At 48.3% G+C, this 24,686-nt stretch carries 22 protein-coding genes; 4 read left to right on the forward strand and 18 right to left on the reverse strand.

From position 1 onward, the window contains the following. The 5 genes from eno to rlmD all read right to left on the reverse strand — a co-directional run. Positions 1-1,281 (reverse strand): phosphopyruvate hydratase (eno, locus tag C4S60_RS19445; protein WP_103882005.1); only part of this gene is annotated, 1,281 nt, incomplete at its 3' end. Between the two features lie 74 nt (positions 1,282-1,355). After that, positions 1,356-2,996 carry a CTP synthase gene (locus tag C4S60_RS19450; RefSeq protein WP_103882006.1) on the reverse strand — a complete coding sequence of 547 codons (1,641 nt, stop codon included), beginning with the start codon at positions 2,994-2,996 and terminating at the stop codon, positions 1,356-1,358. A 162-nt stretch (positions 2,997-3,158) separates the two neighbouring features. Continuing rightward, the gene (mazG, locus tag C4S60_RS19455) at positions 3,159-3,965 is read right to left on the reverse strand and encodes a nucleoside triphosphate pyrophosphohydrolase (protein WP_103882007.1); all 807 of its coding nucleotides are present in this window, start codon (positions 3,963-3,965) and stop codon (positions 3,159-3,161) included. A 95-nt stretch (positions 3,966-4,060) separates the two neighbouring features. Beyond that, complete coding sequence (gene relA / locus C4S60_RS19460; protein ID WP_103882008.1) at positions 4,061-6,283, reverse strand: GTP diphosphokinase; 2,223 nt, start codon at positions 6,281-6,283, stop codon at positions 4,061-4,063. A 56-nt stretch (positions 6,284-6,339) separates the two neighbouring features. Further along, positions 6,340-7,653 (reverse strand): 23S rRNA (uracil(1939)-C(5))-methyltransferase RlmD, encoded by a 1,314-nt coding sequence (gene rlmD, locus C4S60_RS19465; protein WP_103882009.1) that lies wholly within the window; start codon positions 7,651-7,653, stop codon positions 6,340-6,342. 197 nt (positions 7,654-7,850) lie between these two features. On the opposite strand from rlmD, the gene barA reads away from it, so the two are divergent. Further along, a complete protein-coding gene (barA, locus tag C4S60_RS19470; RefSeq protein ID WP_103882010.1) occupies positions 7,851-10,667 on the forward strand; it encodes a two-component sensor histidine kinase BarA in 2,817 nt (938 codons plus the stop codon). 54 nt (positions 10,668-10,721) lie between these two features. Here barA and acpS read toward each other — a convergent pair whose 3' ends face one another. From acpS to rpoE, 11 genes are all read right to left on the reverse strand, one after another. Beyond that, a complete protein-coding gene (gene acpS / locus C4S60_RS19475; RefSeq protein ID WP_103882011.1) occupies positions 10,722-11,102 on the reverse strand; it encodes a holo-ACP synthase in 381 nt (126 codons plus the stop codon). Positions 11,103-11,126: 24 nt separating this feature from the next. Next, a complete protein-coding gene (gene pdxJ / locus C4S60_RS19480; protein WP_103882012.1) occupies positions 11,127-11,861 on the reverse strand; it encodes a pyridoxine 5'-phosphate synthase in 735 nt (244 codons plus the stop codon). 17 nt (positions 11,862-11,878) lie between these two features. Beyond that, complete coding sequence (recO, locus tag C4S60_RS19485) at positions 11,879-12,583, reverse strand: DNA repair protein RecO (RefSeq protein WP_103882013.1); 705 nt, start codon at positions 12,581-12,583, stop codon at positions 11,879-11,881. 61 nt (positions 12,584-12,644) lie between these two features. Next, positions 12,645-13,649, reverse strand: a complete 1,005-nt coding sequence (gene era, locus C4S60_RS19490) for a GTPase Era (protein ID WP_103882014.1) — start codon at positions 13,647-13,649, stop codon at positions 12,645-12,647. Further along, complete coding sequence (rnc, locus tag C4S60_RS19495) at positions 13,642-14,319, reverse strand: ribonuclease III (protein WP_103882015.1); 678 nt, start codon at positions 14,317-14,319, stop codon at positions 13,642-13,644. The genes era and rnc overlap by 8 nt, the downstream gene beginning before the upstream one ends. Positions 14,320-14,329: 10 nt before the next feature. Then, positions 14,330-15,226 carry a signal peptidase I gene (gene lepB / locus C4S60_RS19500; protein ID WP_103882016.1) on the reverse strand — a complete coding sequence of 299 codons (897 nt, stop codon included), beginning with the start codon at positions 15,224-15,226 and terminating at the stop codon, positions 14,330-14,332. Between the two features lie 102 nt (positions 15,227-15,328). Continuing rightward, a complete protein-coding gene (lepA, locus tag C4S60_RS19505) occupies positions 15,329-17,122 on the reverse strand; it encodes a translation elongation factor 4 (protein ID WP_103882017.1) in 1,794 nt (597 codons plus the stop codon). A 112-nt stretch (positions 17,123-17,234) separates the two neighbouring features. Further along, positions 17,235-17,705 (reverse strand): SoxR reducing system RseC family protein, encoded by a 471-nt coding sequence (locus C4S60_RS19510; RefSeq protein WP_103882018.1) that lies wholly within the window; start codon positions 17,703-17,705, stop codon positions 17,235-17,237. Beyond that, positions 17,702-18,682 (reverse strand): sigma-E factor regulatory protein RseB, encoded by a 981-nt coding sequence (gene rseB, locus C4S60_RS19515; RefSeq protein WP_103882019.1) that lies wholly within the window; start codon positions 18,680-18,682, stop codon positions 17,702-17,704. The genes C4S60_RS19510 and rseB overlap by 4 nt, the downstream gene beginning before the upstream one ends. After that, positions 18,679-19,305 (reverse strand): sigma-E factor negative regulatory protein, encoded by a 627-nt coding sequence (locus tag C4S60_RS19520; RefSeq protein ID WP_103882020.1) that lies wholly within the window; start codon positions 19,303-19,305, stop codon positions 18,679-18,681. The genes rseB and C4S60_RS19520 overlap by 4 nt, the downstream gene beginning before the upstream one ends. 14 nt (positions 19,306-19,319) lie before the next feature. Then, positions 19,320-19,898: an RNA polymerase sigma factor RpoE gene (gene rpoE, locus C4S60_RS19525; protein WP_103882021.1), complete on the reverse strand. Its 579-nt coding sequence runs from the start codon at positions 19,896-19,898 to the stop codon at positions 19,320-19,322. 371 nt (positions 19,899-20,269) lie between these two features. On the opposite strand from rpoE, the gene nadB reads away from it, so the two are divergent. Beyond that, positions 20,270-21,877, forward strand: coding sequence for an L-aspartate oxidase (gene nadB / locus C4S60_RS19530; RefSeq protein ID WP_103882022.1), 1,608 nt, complete (start codon positions 20,270-20,272; stop codon positions 21,875-21,877). 29 nt (positions 21,878-21,906) lie between these two features. Here nadB and C4S60_RS23465 read toward each other — a convergent pair whose 3' ends face one another. Further along, a complete protein-coding gene (locus C4S60_RS23465) occupies positions 21,907-22,284 on the reverse strand; it encodes a hypothetical protein (protein ID WP_146060884.1) in 378 nt (125 codons plus the stop codon). Between the two features lie 28 nt (positions 22,285-22,312). After that, positions 22,313-22,573 (reverse strand): FAD assembly factor SdhE, encoded by a 261-nt coding sequence (locus C4S60_RS19535; protein ID WP_006075514.1) that lies wholly within the window; start codon positions 22,571-22,573, stop codon positions 22,313-22,315. 178 nt (positions 22,574-22,751) lie between these two features. Between C4S60_RS19535 and ygfZ the strand changes: the two genes are divergently transcribed. Further along, the gene (ygfZ, locus tag C4S60_RS19540; RefSeq protein WP_103882023.1) at positions 22,752-23,723 is read left to right on the forward strand and encodes a tRNA-modifying protein YgfZ; all 972 of its coding nucleotides are present in this window, start codon (positions 22,752-22,754) and stop codon (positions 23,721-23,723) included. Between the two features lie 3 nt (positions 23,724-23,726). Next, entirely contained in the window at positions 23,727-24,191 is a 465-nt protein-coding gene (locus C4S60_RS19545; protein WP_103882024.1) for an aminoacyl-tRNA deacylase, read from the forward strand. Positions 24,192-24,686 lie beyond the last annotated feature (495 nt).

Genomic DNA, 24,686 nt, shown 5'->3' on the forward strand with positions numbered 1-24,686 from the left:
TTTAAGACCGTTGTAAGGTGCTTTTTCACCTAGAGCTTCTTCGATACGAATTAGCTGGTTGTACTTAGCAACACGGTCAGAACGGCTCATAGAACCAGTCTTGATTTGACCTGCAGCAGTACCTACCGCTAGATCAGCGATAGTTGCGTCTTCAGTTTCGCCAGAACGGTGAGAGATTACTGCTGTGTAACCTGCGTCTTTAGCCATCTTGATAGCAGCTAGAGTCTCAGTTAGAGAACCGATTTGGTTGAACTTGATAAGGATAGAGTTAGCTACGCCTTTCTCGATACCTTCAGCAAGGATCTTAGTGTTAGTAACGAATAAGTCGTCACCTACTAGTTGAAGCTTGTCACCTAGTAGTTCAGTCTGGTGCTTGAAGCCATCCCAGTCAGACTCGTCTAGACCGTCTTCGATAGAAACGATTGGGAACTGGTTAGCAAGCTCAGCTAGGTAGTGGTTGAACTCTTCAGAAGAGAAAGTCTTACCTTCGCCTTTCATGTTGTAGATGCCAGCTTCTTTGTCGAAGAACTCAGATGCTGCACAGTCCATAGCTAGAGTTACGTCTTTACCTAGTTCGTAACCAGCAGCTGCAACAGCTTCTGCGATAACTTCTAGAGCTTCAGCGTTAGACTTAAGGTTAGGAGCGAAACCACCTTCGTCACCAACTGCAGTGCTGTAGCCTTTAGACTTAAGAACTTTAGCTAGGTTGTGGAATACTTCTGCACCGATACGTAGACCTTCTTTAAGAGTCTTAGCACCAACTGGTTGGATCATGAACTCTTGGATGTCAACGTTGTTGTCTGCGTGCTCACCACCGTTGATGATGTTCATCATTGGAAGAGGCATAGAGAACTGACCAGCAGTACCGTTTAGCTCAGCGATGTGCTCGAACAAAGGCATGCCTTTAGCAGCAGCAGCAGCTTTAGCGTTTGCTAGAGAAACAGCTAGGATAGCGTTCGCGCCGAAGTTAGATTTGTTTTCAGTGCCGTCAAGGTCGATCATTACTTGGTCGATGTCAGCTTGAGCTTTAGCGTCTTTACCAACTAGAGCTTCAGCGATTGCACCGTTAACAGCTTCAACAGCTTTAAGAACACCTTTACCTAGGAAACGTGCTTTGTCACCGTCACGTAGCTCAAGAGCTTCGCGAGAACCAGTAGATGCGCCAGATGGAGCCGCAGCCATACCTACGAAACCGCCTTCTAGGTGTACTTCAGCTTCAACAGTTGGGTTACCACGTGAGTCGATGATTTCACGACCTAGAACTTTAACGATCTTAGACATTAATGTTTCCTCTCATTAAATATAAATGTCAAATTTAGGGCAGCCGCACAACCTTCGCAGCCACCCGTATCCTTTTACTTATCTTCTGTGCCGCGCTGGTATTCATCCGCCGCTTTCACAAAGCCTGTAAATAGCGGGTGACCATCGCGAGGTGTTGAAGTGAATTCTGGGTGGAACTGCGCAGCAACAAACCATGGGTGTGCTGGGTTCTCAATCACTTCAACCAGTTTCTTGTCTGCAGACAGACCAGAAACTTTAAGACCTGCTTTTTCAATTTGTGGACGAAGTACGTTGTTCACCTCATAGCGGTGACGGTGACGCTCGTGGATCTTCGCGTTGCCATACAGTTCAAACGCTTTAGTCCCCTTCTCCAGGTGACATAGCTGAGAACCCAGACGCATTGTGCCGCCAAGATCTGACGTTTCGGTACGTTCTTCAACTTTACCTTCGCCGTCTACCCACTCAGTGATCAAACCGACCACAGGGTACTTCGTTTCTTTGTTAAATTCTGTTGAGTGTGCACCTTCCATACCCGCTACATTACGCGCGTATTCAATCAGTGCCACTTGCATACCCAGACAGATGCCCAGGTAAGGTACTTTGTTCTCACGTGCGTACTGAGCTGCGCGGATCTTACCTTCTACACCACGGTCGCCGAAGCCACCAGGAACAAGGATTGCGTCAAGACCTGCCAGAGCTTCTTCACCCTTGCTCTCGACGTCTTGAGAGTCAACGTACTTAATTTTCACGCTCACTCGGTTCTTAAGACCTGCGTGCTTAAGCGCTTCGTTCACTGACTTGTACGCATCTGGCAGTTCAATGTACTTACCAACCATACCAATAGTCACTTCACCGGTTGGGTTCGCTTCTTCGTAAATCACTTGCTCCCACTCTGAAAGATCAGCTTCAGGGGCAGAGATACCGAAACGCGTACATACAAGATCGTCCAGACCTTGTGACTTGATCAATTGAGGGATCTTGTAGATAGAATCTACGTCCTTCATTGAGATTACTGCTTTTTCTGATACATTACAGAACAGAGCAATCTTCTTACGCTCGTTTGCAGGGATCATACGATCGCTACGACAAACAAGAATGTCAGGCTGGATACCGATAGACAGCAACTCTTTTACCGAGTGTTGCGTTGGCTTAGTTTTGACTTCGCCCGCCGCTGCAAGATAAGGAACCAGAGTCAGGTGCATAAACATGGCACGCTCACGACCCAGCTCAACCGCTAGCTGACGAATGGCTTCCATAAATGGTAGGGATTCGATATCACCAACCGTACCACCAACTTCAACGATAGCGACATCGTGGCCTTCAGAACCAGCGATCACGCGATCTTTAATAGCGTTAGTAATGTGAGGGATTACCTGAATAGTTGCACCTAGGTAGTCGCCACGACGCTCTTTGCGAAGAACATCAGCGTAAACACGACCAGCAGTGAAGTTGTTGCGCTTTGTCATCTTGGTACGGATGAAACGCTCGTAGTGACCAAGGTCAAGGTCAGTTTCAGCGCCATCTTCCGTGACGAACACTTCACCGTGCTGAGTTGGGCTCATTGTGCCCGGGTCAACGTTGATGTAAGGGTCAAGCTTCATCATGGTCACTTTAAGACCACGTGCTTCTAAAATGGCTGCAAGCGATGCTGCTGCAATACCTTTACCTAGAGAGGATACTACCCCGCCAGTAACAAAAATATAATTTGTCGTCATGTTTAACCTGAAGTTGGTTGAATGAGGGAAAATGGATTTCTTCTGGACGGGATGCAAATATACCAGAAGCCCACTACCGCCACAACGTGAAACTTATCACATTCAAAATTTTTATTTTTTGCTTCAAATCAATTGTAGAAACTTACACCAATGAGAAGCGGTTCACAAATCCGAGCTGTTTTCTTGTTTTTTTACATCATTCCAAAACTGGTCTAGCTCTTTAAGGGTAAAGTCTGTAAGAGATTTACCTTGTTCTGCCACCCGCGTTTCAACGCCTCTGAAACGACGTGAAAATTTATTATTGGCTTTTCTCAATGCCACTTCTGGATCTTTGTTGAGATGACGAGACAAGTTCACAGTAGCAAACAATAGGTCACCCACTTCTTCTTCAAGTTTCTCTTGGTTCACATCGACTTGAATGGCCTCCTGAACCACTTCCTCAATCTCTTCCTGAACCTTTTCTACCACTGGCCCCAAAGCATCCCAGTCAAATCCAAATTTTGCGCAGCGCTTTTGGATTTTGTTCGCTTTGGACAGAGCAGGCAGCGACTGTGGTATTGAGTCTAGAATACTTTGCTCGGTTTGTCCTATTTCGGCTTTTTCCTTTTGTTTCTCCGCTTCCCAGTTGGCGTTAATGGCCGCTTCATCTTCGAACTCCACATCCGAAAAAACATGTGGATGACGTCGGGTCAGCTTCTCATTAAGTCCTTCAACCACCTCGTTAAAATCAAACAGCCCCTGCTCTTTGGCCATCTGGCTGTAGAAGATCACCTGAAACAGCAAGTCCCCCAGCTCCTCTTTTACATTCGGCCAGTCCTGTTTATGAATCGCGTCCACCACTTCAAATGTTTCCTCTATGGTATGAGGAACTATGGTTTCAAACGTTTGTTTTCGATCCCACGGACAGCCATGCTTTTCATCTCGAAGCTGAGCCATGATAGTAAGAAGTTGTTCGATGGGTTGGGACATAGTTAGATTCCTAAACAAAAAGGTTGGAAAACCAACCTTTTATTATTGTTCAACATGATGTGATTACCTAGATGTAGCGCTCACCTGAGTCTTACTTAACCCAAGCGTTTCACGTTCATCACGTCTTTAATTTGCTCAATACGTTTGGTCACGCGGGACAACACTTCGATGTTGTTCACTTCAAGGTCAAAGTCCATGATCGACAGTTGTCGCTTGTAGTCGCTGCGGCTCTTCATGCTGGTGACTTTGATTTTTTCATTGGTAAGCAGTGTGGTAACGTCTTTCAGTAAACCACCACGTTCCATCGCTTCAACGCGAATGGTCAGAATATAAGAACCGACAAAGCCACTGCCCCAAACCGTATCAATAATTCGCTCTGGTGCATGATGACTCAGTTCCTCCAACTGCTCACAATCAGCACGATGCACCGAAATGCCACGGCCTTGCGTGATATAACCCTTGATCTGATCACCCGGAATTGGCTGACAACAACGTGCCAAATGCGTCATCAGGTTATCAACCCCTTCCACCACGACCGCATCCTTATGCGGGCGACTCTGTGCCGGAGCTTTACCTTCGGATTCCTGAAGCTTCTCAAGTGCCTGCTGGTCTTCCTCTTCCGCCGTTGGTTTGTTCACCAGAGCGTTGATGTGATTGATGATTTGGTTGATTCGTAAATCACCACTGCCCACACCCACATACAGCTCATCCGGCGTGTTGACATTAAAGCGTTTCAGAGCGTACTGCTCTGCATCTTTCAGCGTCGCACCTATCTTCGCCAGTTCAGCTTCGAGGATTTCTCGTCCCGCTTCCAGGTTCTTCTCACGACTCTGTTTTCTGAACCAGGCATTAATTTTAGCGCGGGCCCGTCCAGAATGAACAAAGCCCAATGACGGGTTCAGCCAGTCACGAGATGGATTGGGCTCTTTCGCTGTGATGATCTCAACCTGGTCACCCATAGAAAGCTTGTGCGTAAACGGTACGATGCGTCCCGCCACTTTAGCCCCGATACAACGGTGCCCGACTTCGGAGTGAATGTGGTAGGCAAAGTCGAGTGGCGTTGCCCCCATCGGCAAATCGACAACGTCACCGCGAGGTGTAAAGGCATAAACGCGATCATCAAATACCTGGCTACGAAGTTCATCCAGCATTTCGCCAGAGTCTGACATCTCTTCCTGCCAATCGAGTAGCTTACGCAACCAGGTAATTTTCTCGTCGTATCCGCTACGGCCGCCGCTACCACCTTCTTTGTATTTCCAGTGTGCAGCAACGCCTAACTCCGAATCTTCATGCATTTGCTTGGTTCGAATCTGAATCTCTATCGTTTTACCTTCAGGACCGAGGATAACGGTATGAATAGACTGATAACCATTTGGCTTGGGATTGGCCACATAGTCGTCAAATTCACTAGGAAGGTGCTTGTATTTGGTGTGAACTACACCGAGAGCCGCATAGCAGTCCTGCAGTCGCTCAGCAATGATACGTACGGCACGCACATCAAACAGCTCGTCGAAGGCCAGGCTCTTCTTCTGCATTTTACGCCAGATACTGTAGATGTGTTTAGGACGACCACTCACCTCAGCCAGAATGTTGGAAGCTTGCATCTCCGAGGTCAAATCATCAACGAAGTCCTTGATGTATTGCTCTCGGACAATTCGACGCTCTGACAGCTGCTTGGCAATCTGTTTGTAGGTCTCTGGCTGTTGGTAGCGGAAAGCGTAATCTTCAATTTCCCATTTCAGCTGACCAATACCCAGACGGTTTGCCAGCGGGGCATAGATGTTGGCGCACTCTTTCGCGGCCGCGCAGCGGATCTCGTCAGACTCATCCTTCACTTCACGCAGATTACAGATACGCTCAGCCAGTTTAATGATAACGCAGCGGAAATCGTCCACCATCGCGAGCAGCATGCGTCTTACATTATCGACCTGACCTGATGCGGCTGAGCCTTCTAAGGTAACGTTGAGCTGACCTATGGCCGCCATCTCTTCGACGCCATCGATCATTTTGATGATTTCTTTACCGTAGTTCTCCTCAAGCTGTTCACGGTCATACAGACCACTTGAGACGACCGGATACAACTGAGCCGCAACGAGTGTTGCTTTGTCCATAGAGAGGGTAATGAGGATCTCGATCATTTCCCTCCCGCGCCACAACAACAAGGACCCCTGTTCACTGCCTGCGACAATCTCTTCGCATTGACGGTAAACTTCTTTAAGCCTTTTCGAGATGTTTTTATCTTGCTTGAGTGAAGCAATCCATTTGTCTAGCTCGAACTGTTCGTCAGGGTTCAAATGCGCGCTTCTTACCGCAACCATTTCTTTTTTCTTCCTAGTTTTTTCGTTAACTAACCTATCCCAGTTAGCTCAAATTATCATTTCTCGAACAGCGCCATGGACTCCAGATGGCTGGTATGAGGGAACATGTCCATCATACCGAGTCTGGTGAGCCTATAGCCCTGCTCAATCAAGCTTTGACTGTCTCTCGCAAGGGTAGCAGGATTGCAAGAAACATAAAGCACTCGTGATGCACCAAGCGCAGAAACTTGATCTATTACACCACTGGCACCCGCTCGCGCCGGATCGAGCAAAATTTTGTCAAACTGCTGTGATGCCCAGAGCATTGACGACAGATCTTGTTCCAGATTGGCCTGATAAAATTCGACATTGTTCAACTGGTTCAATTTCGCATTCTGTTTGGCCCAGTCCACCATATCCTGAACGCCCTCAACACCCACGACTCTGTGAGCCAACTGTGCCAGAGGTAGGGTGAAATTGCCCAGTCCACAGAACAGATCCAGCACATTGTCCTTTGATTCAGGGGACAGCCATGCCAGAGCCTGAGCCACCATCCGCTGGTTAATATCTTGATTAACCTGAATAAAGTGAGATGGCAAAAACGGCAATTTGTTCCCTACTTCAGCATAATAAGGCTGTTCACCCACCACACGTTCTAGCTGATCGGATTCTGGCATCAGGTATAAAGTAATGTCGTTCGCACGTGCAAAGTCGATAATTTGCGCTCTGTCCGACGCCGCCAGAGCTTTAGTGTGACGCAACACCACCACTGGCCCACTGTCGCCAATGACAAGCTCAACATGCCCCAGGTTCTGCGGCTGTGTAAACTCAACCAGCAGCGCTTTTAATGATGGGATCAGCGCATTCAGGCGCTCATCAAGCACCGGGCAGTGGGAGACATCGACAATTTGCTTACTGTGCTTTCGACGAAAGCCCATCACCAGTTCACGCCCTTTGTCTTGATAGAGACTCAATCGGGCGCGGCGACGATAACTCAACGCCTCCCCTGTGATCGACGGCGACAGGCTCAGTGTTTGACCGGCAAACTTAGTCATAAGCTGTGACAAAGCCTGCTCTTTATTGGCAATTTGCTGCTGACGCAGCAAGTGTTGCTGATTACAACCGCCACATTCAGAGTAATGAGGACACACCGCCTCCACCCGTTGCTCGGAAGGCGTCAGCACTTTAATCAATTGAGCCTTGGCAAACTTTGCTTTGCTTTCCGTGAGCTGAACCAAAACCTTCTCACCAGTCAGTGCTCCGTCGACAAAGACGGGTTTCTTATTCAGGTAACCAATACCCGCACCATGATGATCCATACGGTCAATCAGCACTTCCTGGTGCTTTTTTGAAAAAGAGGTCTTTTTTGTGGGTTTGAAAAAACGTGCCATTGTTATGTCCAGTGAGTAGAAGCACTTGTCCTACTTCGATAAAAATTCGTTAGAGTCTCACTATTCTTAGTTTGAATGATTGTCGAACAGCGCGGCTTTGATTAAGCTTACGTCATCTTGAGGATGCAATACTGGGTATTGTCCCATATCCACCCATCAGATGTAACTCTGTTGGCCAATAATGATTTCGAATTAAAATGACAAGATACGGTCTTCGCGCTCGCGTAATCACATTAACCCTGGCACCGACATTGATCATCGGTCTCCTTTTGAGTGCCTTTTTTTCCTACAATCGCTACCATGATCTGGAATCTCAGGTTCTCAACGCAGGTGCCAGCATCATCGAACCATTGGCGATTGCCAGTGAGCAGGGACTGATCAATCAAAGCCGAGAGTCTGTCCGCCGCTTGATCAGTTACGCGCACCGCAAGAACTCCAAGTTTGTCCGAAGCATCGCTGTGTTCGACGCCTCCCACGAGCTGTTTGTCACCTCTAACTTTCACCCCAATTTTGATACGTTAACCTTTCCTAAGAATCAACCTATTCCCTTTTTGAGCTCGTCTGAAATTCACGACAATACGTTGATTCTGAGAGCACCTATTTTGGCGGAAAGTCAATTGGTTTCCGATACCCGTGAGCTGACATCGACCAACAAAACGCTGGGCTACATCGCTATAGAGCTGGACTTGTCTTCACTGCGTTTACAACAATATCAGGAAGTGTTTTCCGCCATTTTAGTGCTAGTGCTGGGACTGATCTTATCCGGCATCTTTGCCTATCGACTTATGTACGATGTGACCCGCCCAATTTCTCACATGAAAAATATGGTGGACCGGATTCGTCGTGGTCATCTGGATGTGCGTATCGAGGGCAAAATGCATGGTGAGCTGGACTCTCTAAAAAACGGTATCAATGCAATGGCGGTATCGCTGTCTGAATACCACGTCGAAATGCAGCACAGTATCGATCAGGCCACCTCAGACTTACGTGAAACCCTTGAACAGTTGGAAATCCAAAACGTGGAATTGGATATCGCCAAGAAAAGAGCGCAAGAAGCCGCCAGAGTGAAGTCGGAATTCCTGGCCAACATGTCGCATGAGCTGCGTACACCACTGAATGGGGTTATTGGCTTTACCCGTCAGATGCTGAAGACCCAATTGACCAACAGTCAGACCGACTATTTGCAAACCATTGAGAAGTCAGCAAACAACCTACTCAATATTATCAATGACATTCTAGATTTCTCTAAACTTGAAGCGGGCAAGCTGGCGCTAGAGAACATTCCTTTTGAGTTCCAGGATAGTCTGGAAGAAGTCGTGGCACTACAGGCCACCAGCGCACATGAAAAAGGATTGGAGCTGACACTCAAGGTCGACTCTAAGATACCAAACGGACTGGTCGGCGACCCACTGCGCATTCAGCAGATCCTGACAAACCTGGTCGGTAACTCGATCAAATTCACTGAGCGTGGCAACATTGACATCAGCGTCGAGCTCAAATCACACAAAGAAGACCGCGTGGAACTGCAGTTTATGGTTCGCGATACCGGGATCGGCATTTCCGAACGTCAGCAAGCACAGTTATTCCAGGCCTTTAGTCAGGCTGACGCCAGCATTTCGCGACGCTACGGGGGCACCGGGTTAGGTCTGGTCATCACGCAGAAACTGGTCGGACAGATGGGCGGTGAAATCAGCCTGACCAGTCGCTTGCATCAGGGTTCAACATTCTGGTTCACGGTGAAGCTGCATTCGACCGAAATCCCGATGATCGATCCGGTCGATCCTATGGTGATCAACAGCAAGCGTCTGCTGCTGGTAGAACCTAATATGCAGGCTGCGTCAGTATTGCAACAAATGCTCACCAATGAAGGCGTGATGGTGACCTATCGTTCCACACTGCCTGACCGACTGGACACGTTCGATTACATCATATTGTGTCTGCCAACGAGTGAAGAGGTCCCTCTCACAGTCATTGAAAACTGGATCGGCCGTTGTCAGGTCTCCACATCCAATATCATTATCGGAACCACCAGCACTCAGTTGGCGCTGTCGGATTATCTGATCCAGACCCATGACGTACAGTGCCTCACCAAGCCTCTGTCGCGCAAAAAACTGTTGCAGTCTCTGGTAGAGAAGCAGCCAGCCGTTCTGGCTCCGGCGATGGAGATTGAATCCACTGAAAAACGCCCGTTAACCGTGATGGCGGTCGATGATAATCCGGCCAACCTAAAGCTGATAACAGCTCTATTGTCGGAACGAGTGGAAAATGTTATTGCCTGCACCAGCGGACAAACTTCGGTGGAAAAAGCTCAGGAGCAACACTTCGATATGGTGTTTATGGACATTCAGATGCCCCATATGGACGGTGTGACCGCTTGCAAACTCATTAAAGAAACTCAGCAGAACAATACCACTCCGGTGGTTGCGGTCACCGCTCATGCCATGAGTGGTGAACGGGATCGGCTGCTTTCTGAGGGGATGGACGACTATCTGACCAAACCCATCGACGAAGCCATGCTGCTTCAGGTGTTAAACAAATGGGTACCGCACAGGAATCACGATGTCGAAGCGCGTCTGGATTTCATCGCCCCCGAGGAGAATGGTACTCAGCCAGAAGCAACGCTCAAAGTGGCAACTTCAGAGGGTGACAATCAGATAATCGACTGGGGAGCCGCGTTAAAGCAAGCCGCGAATAAAGAAGATTTGGCAGTTGATATGCTGCAAATGTTGGTAGACTTCATCCCTGAAGTCTACGCCCTGTCTGAGCAGGTTCTCGAGAGCAACTTTGACGATAGGGAGCAGGTGGTGCACCTGATCCATAAACTGCACGGCAGCTGCTCCTATTGCGGCGTTCCTCGCCTCAAGTCGATTTGTGCCACGATAGAAAAAACATTACGAGCAGGTGGCACGTTGGAAGACATTGAACCTGAGCTGTTTGAGCTTCAGGATGAAATGGACAAGGTGCTGGAGAGCTCCGAGTTGTATTTGAAACGGAAAGAAGGAACTAGGCCCTAGGTGCCGGTTCCTAGGGGCTAGGGTCTAGGAACGAAGAACTAGTATCCTAATGCTCTAGCTTTCTAAAATAACTGTTGCGACTGCGTAGTGTCGCTCATCAGAGATAGAGAGGTGGTTAGAGACCACCCCCATAGAAGCGGCAATATCTGCGGCTTTTTTTGTCAGTGTGAGAATGGGTTTGCCGTGGTCATCATTAGTGACTTCAAAGTCATGAAAAGTCACACCATGAGCAATACCGGTTCCCAACGCTTTTGAGGCGGCTTCTTTCACAGCGAAGCGCTTCGCAAGAAAGCGCCCCTGCTGCTTAAGTTGTTGGAATTGTGCAAACTCAGATTCGGTCAGTATACGTCGTGCAAAAGCTTCACCCGTGCGAGCCAACGCTTTTTCCACACGTTCAATTTCTGCGATATCCGTGCCCAAACCCAAAATTGCCACAATGCCTACCTCTGTTACTGTCGGTTAACCGCGACGCGCCGACTCCATCACCGCTTTCATGTCAGCGACTGCTTTGTGCAGGCCATCAAACACGGCGCGACCAATGATCGAGTGACCAATGTTCAGTTCGTAAATTTCCGGTAGCGCAGCAATCGGACCTACATTGTGGTAGGTCAGGCCATGACCTGCATTGACTGTGATACCGATATCCGCTGCATAGCTCGCACCTGCCGCGATCTTTTTCAACTCGTCCTGCTGGTCTTCTTCGGTTTCCGCGTCCGCGTAGTGGCCTGTATGCAGCTCGATAAATGGCGCACCCGCCGCCTTAGCCGCATCAATTTGCTCACGATCTGCATCGATAAACAGCGATACTTTGATACCAGCTGCAGACAATTTCTCTGTCGCCGCTTTGATTTTCTCTAACTGACCCTTCACGTCCAGACCACCTTCTGTGGTCAGCTCTTCACGTTTTTCAGGCACCAGACAGACGAACTCCGGCTTGGTTTTGAGCGCAATATCGATCATCTCATCGGTGACAGCCATTTCCAGATTCATACGCGTCTGTAGCGTCTCACGTAAAATGCGCACGTCACGATCCACAATGTGGCGACGGTCTTCACGCAGGTGAATCGTAATACCATCAGCGCCAGCACGCTCAGCGATTTCCGCGGCATGCACCGGATCAGGGTATTTGGTTCCGCGCGCATTACGTAGGGTCGCGATATGGTCAATATTGATGCCTAAAAGGATAGAACTCATCGATGTTTACTCCATGGTCAGAGCTGCTTCAGTTTCGGAAGAAACAACTCCCTGCTTTTTAATGGTTTCCCGCCAAGATACGGCTTTAGGGCTATGCGTGTAAAGCGTTTTGCCGCTTGTAACTGTGTTTTACTCTGAAAACGTCGCTCACTGATGGCGATCAGTTCTTCACCTAGAAAGGTTAGATTATCTTTACGCACACTGGCAATGAACCCTTTCTGCTCCCGATAACGATAAGTCATTGTCGGATCAATAGGTTCGCCGGTACCGGCACAGTGAAGAAAGTCTACACCGTATCCCATGGCAGAAAGGAGAGCGAGTTCAAAACGCCTTAAAGCGGGTTCAGGATTGGTATTATGCGCCAGCTCTGTTAACGCTTGAAGATAATCATGAAACAGTGCTGGAAAAGGCATTTCACTGGCCAGCACTCGCGCCACCAGTTCGTTTACATACATGGCTGAATAGAGGTTGATACCACTCAGTGGCAAACCAAGGCTGATAGGCTCCGCCTGTCGCAGAGTCTTCATTGAGCCATTGCCTGACCATTTTAACAGTAGCGGGGTGAAAGGTTGCAGCGCTCCTTTTAAGTTAGAGCGCTTACTTCTGGCTCCCTTAGACAATAGCGTTACGCGACCATATTCTTCACTGAAGACATCGAGAATAAGACTCGACTCACTATATGGTCTTCGATGCAAAACAAAACAGCGTTGTAATCCATCCATAACGGGTAATCTTGTCTGAGGTCAGATGGACAGCACCGAAAGCTGCGCCCACCCGATGGTATTATTTATTCTCGATATCGTCGATATAGCCTAGTGAACGAAGTGCTCGTTCATCGTCAGCCCAGCCCGACTTCACTTTGACCCAAGTCTCCAGATAGACTTTACGGTCAAACAACTCTTCCATATCAAGACGCGCTTCACGGCCGATGGTTTTAATCTTCTCACCACCTTTACCGATCACCATCTTCTTCTGGCCATTACGCTCAACCAGAATCAGTGCATTGATGTGGAATCCATCGGTTTCCGGGTTGTAATCGAAGCGCTCAATTTCAACCGTTACCGAATATGGCAGTTCATCACCCGTGAATCGCATCAACTTCTCACGCAGGATTTCAGACGCCATAAAGCGCTGAGAGCGGTCAGTGACGTACTCTTCCGGGAAGTGGTGCACCGCTTCAGGAAGGTGGTTACGCACGTGCTGACGAATCACATCAATGTTCTTGCCGTGCTTGGCCGAGATTGGCACTACATCGACAAAATCCATCTTGGTCGACATTTCATGCATGTGCAGCATGACATCATTACGATCTTTGACGTTGTCCACTTTGTTGATACACAGGATGACCGGGAAATTGGATTTACGCAGTTTAGTCAGCACCATTTCATCATCGTCGGTCCACTGGGTACCATCAACCAGGAAAAGCACCAGATTAACATCACTGAGTGAACTGTTCGCTGCACGGTTCATCAGACGGTTAATCGCACGCTTCTCTTCGATGTGCAGTCCCGGTGTATCCACATAGATTGCCTGATAATCGCCTTCGGTATCCACTCCCATAATGCGGTGACGCGTGGTTTGTGGTTTACGCGAAGTAATTGAGATCTTCTGCCCTAAGATGCGATTAAGCAGCGTCGACTTGCCGACGTTAGGGCGCCCAACGATGGCCACAAAGCCACAGTGCTGCTCTCCAGTACTTGCTTGATTTTCAGAGCTTGTAGACTCACCCGACGATGCGAAGTACGCATCGATATCGAACTCTTGATCAGAATTTGGTTTATCAGACATTGGTCAGTTTCTCTAGAGCCAGTTCCGCAGCCGCTTGTTCTGCCTTGCGGCGGCTGGTGCCTTTACCGATAACAAGCTTATCCACACCTGCTACTTCACAGGAAACGGTAAACTCTTGGTTATGCGCTTCCCCTTTAATATTAGTCACTGTATAGACAGGGAGGGGTTTTCTTCGACCCTGTAAGAATTCTTGCAGACGCGTTTTCGGATCTTTTTGCGACACACCCGGCTTGATCGCATCAAGGCGAGTCAAGTACCAGCTAAGGACGATCTTACGTACAGTCTCAACATCGCTGTCGAGATAGATTGCGCCGATAATCGCTTCAACGGCATCTGCCAGAATGGAATCACGACGGAATCCGCCACTCTTCAATTCACCTGGACCTAATTTTAAGTAATCTCCCAAGACAAACTCACGCCCCAGCTCGGCCAGAGTATTACCTCGCACCAATGTGGCACGCATTCGACTCATGTCACCTTCGTTTACCTTAGGAAAACGGTGATAAAGTTCATCTGCGATGACAAAACTTAAAATTGAATCGCCCAGAAATTCCAGTCGTTCATTGTGATTGCCATGGGCACTGCGATGAGTCAGCGCCAACATTAGCAGCTCGCTATCATTAAAATGATAGCCGAGCTTTTTTTCTAAAAGTTTAATAGGAGAATTCATGCTCTCTCGTTCAGTCTATTCCACCGATGCGATTAAATCGAACACCGGTTGGGATCCATGTAGGCAGAATACTGTCTGCGCCACGTTCAAATTCAAAACTAATCCAGATACCGACGGCTTTGCCCACTAGGTTTGCTTCCGGTACAAAGCCCCAATAACGGCTGTCAGCACTGTTGTCACGGTTGTCACCCATCACAAAATACTGACCTTCTGGTACCACCCATTCATTGACACCGTTGCGTGGTTGGTATTGATCCACTCGGTCACGACGCAGAGGGTTTACCAGGATCTGGTGTGCCACTTCACCCAGTTTTTCATCCATTTGAATCAAAGGAATACCATTTTGAACAAATGGGCTGTCTTCTACGTTCGACAACTTCACTGGCTTACAACCCGATTCGCCCTTCGCCTGGATACAGATGTCCTTGCGAGCACTATAACGAACCGTGTCACCCGGCATCCCCACAACACGTTTGATGTAGTCAATGCTTGGCTGAGGTGGGTATTTAAAGACGACGATGTCACCACGCTCCGGTTTACCCGTTTCCACCAGCTGTGTGCGCCAAACCGGATCTTTTAAACCGTAGGCGTACTTCTCCACCAGGATAAAATCTCCCACCAGTAAGGTAGGCATCATGGAACCCGATGGGATCTGGAACGGCTCGTAAATAAACGAACGCAGAACCAAAACAAAGGCAATGACAGGGAAAATGGAGACACTGTTCTCAACAAACCACGATGGAGCCACAGCTTTCTTCGCTGTCTCTTCATCAATGTGATTCGCCTGAGCCTGGATATCCGCCAGCTTTTGCTGACGCTGCTTTCTGAAGACGCGCTTATCCAAAACCCAAACAACACCAGTCACTAACGTCACGATGACGAGGATCAATGAGAAGGTATTAGCCATTCAATTCCCTTAATTTTCGTATCTTTAAAAATAACGAAAGTGAAAGCACCTTCAGAGCACTTTCACTTCTGCTTAGTTATATCAACACGTTAGGCAACAGTGTTAATCTTTGCCTACGTGCAGAATTGCAAGAAACGCTTCTTGAGGCAGTTCTACGTTACCGATCTGCTTCATACGTTTCTTACCTTCTTTCTGTTTCTTCAACAGCTTCTTCTTACGGCTCACGTCACCGCCGTAACATTTCGCAATTACGTTCTTACGCAGCTGTTTAACGGTAGAGCGGGCAATGATGTGGTTACCAATGGCCGCTTGAATCGCAATATCAAACATTTGACGAGGAATGAACTCTTTCATCTTCTCAACGAGCTGACGACCACGGCTTTGTGATTGGTCTTTGTGAGTGATGATCGCCAGTGCGTCAACCGTGTCACCGTTAAGTAATACATCAACACGTACCATGTTAGATGCTTCAAAACGCTGGAAGTTGTAGTCCAGTGATGCGTAACCGCGAGACGTTGATTTCAGACGGTCAAAGAAGTCCAGGACCACCTCTGCCATCGGAATATCGTAAGTCACTGCCACTTGGTTACCGTGATAAACCATATCAACCTGAGTACCACGTTTCTCAACACAAAGCGTAATCACGTTACCTAAGTAGTCAGAAGGTACCAGGATGTTACAGCGCGCGATTGGCTCACGAATTTCTTCAATGTCGTTGGTTGCCGGCAGCTTCGCTGGGCTATCAACATAGTGAAGCGAACCATCCGTCTTCTCTACTTCGTAGACTACCGTTGGCGCTGTTGTAATGAGATCAAGGTCATATTCACGCTCCAGACGCTCCTGGATGATCTCCATGTGCAGCATACCCAAGAAGCCACAACGGAAACCGAAACCAAGTGCAGCTGAGCTTTCTGGCTCATAGAACAGAGAAGCGTCGTTCAGACTTAGCTTGCCAAGTGCATCACGGAAGTTCTCATAGTCATCAGACGATACCGGGAACAGACCCGCGTAAACCTGAGGTTTCACTTTTTGGAAGCCTGGTAAAGCCACTTCACAACCGTTTTTCGCTGTAGTCAGCGTATCACCGACTGGCGCACCCAGAATGTCTTTAATACCACAAACAACCCAGCCTACTTCGCCGGTATTAAGTTCTGTCGTATCGATCTGTTTTGGTGTGAAGATACCGAGACGATCCACGCCCCAAACCTGGCCGGTACTCATAACTTTGATCTTGTCGTTTTTCTTCAGTTTGCCGTTTTTAATACGTACCAAAGAAACAACACCAAGGTAGTTATCGAACCAGGAGTCAATGATCAGTGCTTGAAGCGGCGCTTCAGGATCACCTTCTGGCGCAGGAATCGCTTTAACGATTTCCTCTAGAACATCGTCCACTCCAAGACCTGTTTTCGCTGAGCAACGCACCGCTTCCATCGCGTCGATGCCAACAATTTCTTCGATCTCTTCAGCAACACGCTCTGGTTCAGCCGCAGGTAAGTCGATTTTGTTTAATATAGGAACGACTTCTAGCTCCATTTCAATCGCTGTGTAGCAGTTCGCCAGCGTTTGTGCTTCCACACCCTGACCTGCATCTACAACCAACAGTGCACCTTCACAGGCAGCAAGAGAACGTGATACCTCGTACGAGAAGTCTACGTGTCCCGGAGTGTCGATAAAGTTTAGCTGATAGGTTTCCCCATCTTTCGCCGTGTAATCCAGAGTAACACTCTGAGCTTTGATGGTAATACCGCGCTCACGCTCCAGATCCATAGAATCAAGAACCTGAGCTGCCATTTCACGGTCGCTTAAGCCGCCGCAAACTTGGATAAGACGGTCCGACAAAGTCGATTTACCGTGGTCGATGTGGGCGATAATCGAAAAGTTACGAATGTGCTTCATAGATTTGGTGTAGCTAAACTCTTAAATAATTAGGGACAGAAATAGCGCAATAATCGCGCATTTCAATTAAGTTGGCAGATTCTACCCAATTTCGTGGCGGTTCGCACCTTATTTAGACAATCGACTGTCCAAGCACGCGCACCAGTTCCACTTGCTGGACCGATGCCTGTTCCATTGGGGCTACCCATCGGCGTGCCAACAGAAAGCCAGCAAAAGCTGAAACCGCTGAACAGATAATGACCGAAAGCTCTCCCCCTCCCATCATGGGCGCAAGCCACAACTGGCCAAGCAATGCACCAATAAAGAGGAAAAACAACGGCATTAAATAAATGAGTGCCGCAGACTGCAGCAGACTCTTTTCCGGAAGAGCTATTTCAACCACGTCACCTTGTTTGACGGACTGAGTGGTCAACAGTTGCCAGTGCAACCGTTTCTTGCCAACGGCTTTGCTGACAATGCCGGTTCCGCAACTGTTCTTTGACTGGCAGGAACTGCAACTGCTCTGCTGATCACAACTGAGCTCAACTTGAAAACGGTGATCTCGTGACTGTACAGAGACCACCGTAGCAAGTGCTGTCATCATGGGGTAATGCCTTCATCTGTTTTTTTCACTTTATTAAGTGTAACAGATTGTGCGATACGCTGCGCGGTGGCGGGGGGAATATCACCCACGACGGAGACTTGCTTGTTACCAAGGACAATGCTGTGCACCGTTCGACGTCCCTGACGAATCAACTGACCTTTAAGCGAGTTGCTGTCGCGTTCTGAGATATAAACCGAGAAACTGAACAGTCCATCACTGAACATCTGGCTCTCTACCACATCTTCGGTTGCGAGCATACGATAACGGTTGAGATCTTTGGGATTGAAGCCGCTCGGCACCCAACCCACTTGCCAGAAAGTATGTTCAATATTGCCTTTAGGCAACGATAACACCGCCGGCAACTGCACCTCATCCAGCGAGCTCAGCATTGTGGCAATATGATCGTTGACACTGTAAGAGATGACTCGGTACTGCTCGAGGATCTCACCGTCTCGATCCAGTAGATCGGCACGTAAAGGTAACTTACTTTTCTCGTCCACCCAGAGAACATAGGAATACCTTAAGCCATCTTTAGGTACAACCCGAAAGACCTGCGTGGCCGCACCTGCCTCTCGGGCACGCCCAACACGAACATAGTCGTAGTATTCACTAAGCTGTTTCACGTCACTGTTAAGCAGGGGCATCAATGGCGCGACCATCTTTCCGGATTCAATGGTAAACGGATCCACGCCAGGCTCAATGTAACTGACTTCGTTACCACGACGAATCACCTCCCTGATCGGGCCACTCAAATAGACCAGATGCGCAAGTTGTTGAGCATCGTGGGTCGCGTGACGATAAAGCAGGGGCTCAATACTGTTCTTTTTGATTAGGATATAGGACAGTTCATAATTCAGTTGCTGACTTGCATCGTTCATCTGATGCAACAAAGCCTCCGCCGAAGACTCATCTTCGGCGGAGGCTTGCGTACCAAATAAACTGAACAGCAATAACGAACTGGTCAGAAATTTATTCATTCAATTACCGATTCTGTATCAGTAGAGTGTGAAGCACTATCTTCACTGTTTAGTCTTAGTTGAAGCTCGTAGTCCTGTAGCAAAGCATTGATACGGCGACGCTGCTCCTGCACATTGACGCTTTCGTTTGTGTTGGCTTTCGCCACCGAATCACGCGTTAAGCTCACTGGCTCTGCGCTACCTGCAAACGGAATGGTCTGGAGTACCGGAAGTTGCTCCGCTTCTGGCTGAGTCGGATCTTGTCCGGAATACTGTTGCACACCCAGAATGACAGCCAATGACACACACGCAGCGACCGCGACCTGACCAAACTGTGTTAACCAGGCAGGTAACTGTCGTTTTGCTTGCTGTGGTGTCGGTTGCGACTCTATCGGCGCCACATTGCTGTCGCTCACACGACTATGTGCCGGCTCGCTTTCCAGCGCTGCCGCAACACTTTCAGCAATATTCCAGTCCAGACTTTGTGGCTCATCGCCACGCATAACATCACCAATTAAGTGGTAATTATGCCAAGTATCTTTGCTCTCCTGATCGTTTTCTAACGCTTCAATCAATGCGTCATCAATCAGGTTTCCATCCATGAATGCTGAAAGCTTCTGTTTGTCAGCCATTATATTCACCATAGTTGTAACTAGTTTTAGCGTTGAAGAAGAGGCTTAATCTTCTTCTCTACCGCTTCACGAGCACGGAAGATACGCGAACGTACCGTTCCTACTGGGCAATCCATCACTTCTGCGATTTCTTCATAGCTCAGACCATCGAGTTCACGAAGGGTCATCGCAGTCTTTAAATCTTCGGGTAACGCTTCAATTGCAGCGAAAACTGTTCGCTTCAATTCGTTCGACAACGTTAAGTTCTCAGGGTTCGAAATTTCTTTCAAAGCGTTACCAGTTTCAAAAAATTCGGCATCTTCTGCATCCACATCGCTGGCAGGTGGCCTGCGGCTCTGCGCCACAATGTGGTTTTTCGCGGTGTTCACTGCTATGCGATACAACCAAGTATAGAAAGCGCTCTCGCCTCTAAACGTCGGTATCGCACGATACGCCTTGATAAACGCTTCTTGGGCAATGTCCGCTACATCGCCCGAATTGCTCACGTATCTTGATATGAGATTGCAAACCTTGTTTTGATAGCGCAAAACCAACAGGTTAAATGCTTGTTTATCTCCACTTTGAACGCGCTCAATCAACACCTGATCGGTCGGCTGCTCGTTCATGCGAGCGTTCACTCCTATTCGTTCTAACCCTTACCTTCTCAGATATGAGTATTAATTATGCATATTGTAGTCTTGACACCACCGCTAACATGAGCACTATTGAGACCTAAGGCAATAACGAAAGTTCAAAACTTTCTGTTTTTTTTTGTCGTTAATCATTCACAATGTGATTTAGCGTCAACTACAATGTTGTCAAATTACAAGAATGGATTACTTAACGCCTGAACACAATCGATTTTTCAACGTGTTATCACTGGCAGTAATCCTTGTAGCAAGTGCCCTACGCCAGCTGCGAATGCAGCTTCCTATCGTGCACTTTTATCTGGGTAGAGTCATTTCACTCTACGATAGGTCAGGATTTTAAAATAATTATGAACACAAACCGAGAGCATCTTTGTGATGTTTTAGTCATAGGAAGTGGCGCAGCGGGTTTATCGTTGGCTCTACGAGTAGCCGAACGCGCTAAGGTGATTGTCTTGAGTAAAGGCCCTCGCAGTGAAGGGGCAACGTATTATGCTCAGGGCGGCATTGCAGCGGTCTTTGATGAAGAAGACAGCATTGAATCACACGTGAACGACACCAATATCGCAGGTGCCGGGCTGTGTGAGCAAGAAACGGTTCAGTTTATTGCAGAGAATGCCAAAGAGTGTGTTCAGTGGCTGATTGATGGCGGTGTCCCCTTCGATCAGGTCGAAACAAAAAAAGATGAAGAGCCTCGCTACCATCTGACTCGCGAGGGTGGTCATAGCCACCGCCGCATTCTGCACGCGGCCGATGCGACAGGCATGGCGATGCAAACAACACTGCAGGACAACGTTAATAGTCACCCAAACATTGAGATTTTTGAACGCTATAACGCATTGGATCTCATCACCGAAGACAAAGTGGGTGGCGACAAAGGCAAAGTTGTGGGTGCCTATATCTGGAACCGCAACCAGGAGCATGTAGAAACCGTTCGTGCCAAGTTTGTGGTACTTGCAACAGGCGGCGCATCCAAAGTGTACCAGTACACGTCTAACCCCGATGTTTCCTCGGGGGATGGTATCGCCATGGCATGGCGTTCAGGCTGTCGGGTCGCTAACCTTGAGTTTAACCAGTTCCACCCAACCTGTCTGTTTCATCCTGATGCACGCAACTTCCTGTTGACGGAAGCGCTGCGAGGTGAAGGCGCGTATCTTAAACGTCCTGACGGTACCCGCTTTATGCCGGATTTTGATGAGCGTGAAGAGCTCGCACCTCGAGATGTGGTTGCCCGTGCGATCGATTTCGAGATGAAACGCCTGGGTGCAGACTGTATGTATCTCGACATCAGTCACAAACCGGAAGACTTCATCATCAAACACTTCCCGACCATCCATATGCGTCTGCAGGATTTGGGCATTGATATGACCAAAGAACCGATTCCCATTGTCCCTGCAGCACACTATACCTGCGGCGGCGTCATGGTCGACAAGTCGGGTAAAACCGACCTAGAACAACTGTATGCAATCGGTGAAGTCAGTTATACCGGCCTGCACGGTGCCAACCGTATGGCATCCAATTCCCTACTGGAATGTGTGGTCTACGCCTGGTCTGCCGCCAACGACATTCTAGCGAAATTTGATGAAGCGACATTAGTGGACCATCTTCCCGCTTGGGATGAAAGCCAGGTCAGTTGCTCAGATGAAGAAGTGATCATTCAGCACAACTGGCACGAACTTCGTCTGTTTATGTGGGATTACATGGGCATCGTTCGCACCGACAAGCGACTGGAACGAGCTCTGCGACGCATCCAGATGCTGCAACAGGAAACGCACGAATATTACAGTCACTTCAGAGTATCTAATAACCTGTTAGAGCTACGTAACTTGCTTCAGGTGGCAGAATTGATGGTGCGCTGTGCGATGCAACGTAAAGAGAGCCGGGGATTACACTACACGCTCGACTACCCGGATATGCTGGAGAACAGTGGCCCGACAATACTGACTCCAGAGCAATAAGCCGTTTCGAATCCTTACCATCAAAGCAGTCACTGTTGTGACTGCTTTTTTATTGCCACAATCAAGCGTCGATAGGCAGACGCTTCACACCCGTCTCGCCAAATCAGCCCCCACCCCTTGAGGCTCTTGTCGTTAACCGCAATCAGCCAATGGGACAAGGACAGATAAAAACGTGGTGAAGAGACAGCTTGACCATTGAGCGTCCACTTCCCGTCACGCAGAATCAGCGTCCCAAGAATCGAGGGTTTTAGCCAGTAATAACAACTAAAAGTACCCAAACAATACCCAATCAATACGAGCGGAATCGATGCGGAAAACATAGCGCTGAATAAAGCCACGCTAAGCAAACTATTAATAGCAGGAGCGAGACGTGAAGGAAGGATCTGCAGGTAGACGTGGTTGAGCACAGCCTGACCTGCATGAACAGTGCGTAGGTTAGCGAACCTTGCTGAGGTTGTGGGCAACGATTTTATCAACCATAGAGGCGTGACCTAAGTTTTCACTGCGCCCATGTCCCATCACCCAGGTGAACAAGTCAGGATCGTCACACTCAAGTAGCGACACGAAATCCTTTTGTTCCTGGTCATTCAGCGTATCAAAACACTCCTCGAAAAAAGGCATAATGACAACATCGAGTTCCAACATTCCCCGGCGGCAGGCCCATTTGATTCGAGCTTTTTCTTCACTAGAGTACATTCTATTCTCCATCTACAACTGATATCGGCCGAGTGTAACAAGCAAGGTTGCCACTCACCACTCTCTGCATCACACAAACTCTACATTCATCACAAGATTTCGTGCAACAACATAAAGCTGACAAATGGCATCCAGGCGATTAACATATCGAGTATGTTCACTATCGAGATCATCAATTATGGATTGGCAACCAAGCATACAGGCCGTTGATATTACGCCAGGCACCCCTTTACCCGAATTGCTGTTTACCCAATTGACCTCTTGGGGCGCAATTGAAATGACGGGAGACGATAGAAAATCCTACCTTCAGGGACAAGTCACCTGTGATGTCGTCTCACTAGAACAGGATCAGTCGACACTGGGTGCACACTGTGACGCCAAAGGCAAGGTATGGAGCATTTTTCGTCTATGTCATACCGATAGCGGTTATGCCATGATTCAGCCCGCTTCAGCCATCGACAAAGAGCTGGCTGAAATCAAAAAATACGCGGTCTTTTCCAAAGTAGATATCAATGTCAGTAAGAAACTACTAATTGGGGTCGTCGGCCGTCAGTGCCAACTCTGGATTGATGAACAGTTTCCGACTCAGGGTGACGTCAGGCAACATCAGGGCAGCACTGCCATTCGCATTAACAGCGAGCGCTGGATGTTGCTCGCCGATGAGGGCTTAATCACTACCCTCCGCTCGGATCAGTCAACCCCTTGGTTACCAGCCTCACTATGGACCAAACTGGACATTGAACAAGGCTTGCCGATCTTGGAGGCAGAGCATCAGAACCAGCATATTCCTCAAGCCTTCAACCTTCAGGCACTGGATGGGATTAGCTTCAATAAAGGCTGCTATACCGGCCAGGAGACCGTAGCGAGAGCGAAATATCGCGGCATCAACAAACGCATGCTGGCAAACGTCAGAGGGCAACTCAATGTCATGCTGACAGACGATACCAATGTTGAAGTTGAACGCTCTGTGGGTGAGAACTGGCGAAAAGCTGGTGACGTGCTAGCACAGTATCAATACGCTAATGGTGAATTTGTGGCCGCCATAGTGATCGCCAACAATCTGGATGCAGATACCCAGTTCCGCGTCTCCACACAACCAGACTGCCGTTTACAATTGGAGCAACCGCCTTACCCTCTGGACGACGAGTAAACCATGTTAGATACCGCGATTACGGCATTCCTGAGCCAGAGCGGGACAGAATTCCGTATACTGATGCAAGCTCGGGAAGCGGTCTCTATCGAAGATGCCGCCACCCTGCGCGGCATTGCCACACACACCATGGTGAAAACCATGGTGCTGAGGGATATGGGCAACCAGTATGCGCTCGCCTGTTGTCCTGGCGACCAGCAAGTCGATCCCAAAAAAGTACGCGCGCTGCTACAAACACGGCGCATGACGTGTGTCAGCGGCGATCAGGTAGAAACCCTGACCGGTTACAAGCTCGGCACGGTGACACCGCTACTACTCAAAACCCCCATGCCCATCATTTTTGATTATGGCATCCGCTCGAATCCTCTGGTCACCATCAGCAGCGGAGAACGGATTGCAGGTATCGAACTGGCTCTGGCTGATCTGGTCGCTCACTGCCAACCTTCTTGGGGTGACATCGTTCGCTAACCGCCGTTTTTTTGGAAAATTAATGCAAGATTTTGTCGAACATCTGGAACAATTCGTGAAGCAGATCTAAGTTCACACACCGACCAGAGTGAAAGTTTATACATTTTTAAAGCATAAATAGTCATTGGTGTTTTTTTGAGTTATTGTACGCATTGTCATCAGTTAGCGCTTCAAGGCTAATGATGACGGCACTAGAGTGAATCTCTGCTCAGGCAGTAACTCCACTTTTGTGTAATGCATCTGTGACATTTGCCCGCTGTGCGGGCTTTTTTTTTGCCTCTCGCAACATTTCGCGTGTTTTGTAAAAGAGTATGTCTGCCGACAACTTTTTCTGATTTCTCCGGTCTATTAATACGTAGACAGTACATAAGTATTTCATCCATCGCCTTCAAATGCGTGGTGATTCATATGACTGTCATGTTGCGCAGTTCAAATAGAGTAAAATTTTTAGAAAGGAAGCCCCCAAAAAGTCTTTTGTGCTTAATGTCACGTTGA

Origin of the sequence: Vibrio hangzhouensis (assembly GCF_900107935.1) — a bacterium.
GTDB classification, from domain to species: domain Bacteria; phylum Pseudomonadota; class Gammaproteobacteria; order Enterobacterales; family Vibrionaceae; genus Vibrio; species Vibrio hangzhouensis.

Coding starts and splice junctions, on each gene's coding strand:
- C4S60_RS19520 (WP_103882020.1), bottom strand. CDS start 19,305: ATGGTGAATATAATGGCTGACAAACAGAAGCTTTCAGCATTCATGGAT.
- barA (WP_103882010.1), top strand. CDS start 7,851: ATGACAAGATACGGTCTTCGCGCTCGCGTAATCACATTAACCCTGGCA.
- rpoE (WP_103882021.1), bottom strand. CDS start 19,898: ATGAACGAGCAGCCGACCGATCAGGTGTTGATTGAGCGCGTTCAAAGT.
- mazG (WP_103882007.1), bottom strand. CDS start 3,965: ATGTCCCAACCCATCGAACAACTTCTTACTATCATGGCTCAGCTTCGA.
- C4S60_RS19510 (WP_103882018.1), bottom strand. CDS start 17,705: ATGATGACAGCACTTGCTACGGTGGTCTCTGTACAGTCACGAGATCAC.
- lepA (WP_103882017.1), bottom strand. CDS start 17,122: ATGAAGCACATTCGTAACTTTTCGATTATCGCCCACATCGACCACGGT.
- era (WP_103882014.1), bottom strand. CDS start 13,649: ATGTCTGATAAACCAAATTCTGATCAAGAGTTCGATATCGATGCGTAC.
- ygfZ (WP_103882023.1), top strand. CDS start 22,752: ATGGATTGGCAACCAAGCATACAGGCCGTTGATATTACGCCAGGCACC.
- recO (WP_103882013.1), bottom strand. CDS start 12,583: ATGGATGGATTACAACGCTGTTTTGTTTTGCATCGAAGACCATATAGT.
- C4S60_RS19450 (WP_103882006.1), bottom strand. CDS start 2,996: ATGACGACAAATTATATTTTTGTTACTGGCGGGGTAGTATCCTCTCTA.
- rlmD (WP_103882009.1), bottom strand. CDS start 7,653: ATGGCACGTTTTTTCAAACCCACAAAAAAGACCTCTTTTTCAAAAAAG.
- nadB (WP_103882022.1), top strand. CDS start 20,270: ATGAACACAAACCGAGAGCATCTTTGTGATGTTTTAGTCATAGGAAGT.
- pdxJ (WP_103882012.1), bottom strand. CDS start 11,861: ATGAGTTCTATCCTTTTAGGCATCAATATTGACCATATCGCGACCCTA.
- rnc (WP_103882015.1), bottom strand. CDS start 14,319: ATGAATTCTCCTATTAAACTTTTAGAAAAAAAGCTCGGCTATCATTTT.
- relA (WP_103882008.1), bottom strand. CDS start 6,283: ATGGTTGCGGTAAGAAGCGCGCATTTGAACCCTGACGAACAGTTCGAG.
- C4S60_RS19535 (WP_006075514.1), bottom strand. CDS start 22,573: ATGTACTCTAGTGAAGAAAAAGCTCGAATCAAATGGGCCTGCCGCCGG.
- lepB (WP_103882016.1), bottom strand. CDS start 15,226: ATGGCTAATACCTTCTCATTGATCCTCGTCATCGTGACGTTAGTGACT.
- C4S60_RS19545 (WP_103882024.1), top strand. CDS start 23,727: ATGTTAGATACCGCGATTACGGCATTCCTGAGCCAGAGCGGGACAGAA.
- rseB (WP_103882019.1), bottom strand. CDS start 18,682: ATGAATAAATTTCTGACCAGTTCGTTATTGCTGTTCAGTTTATTTGGT.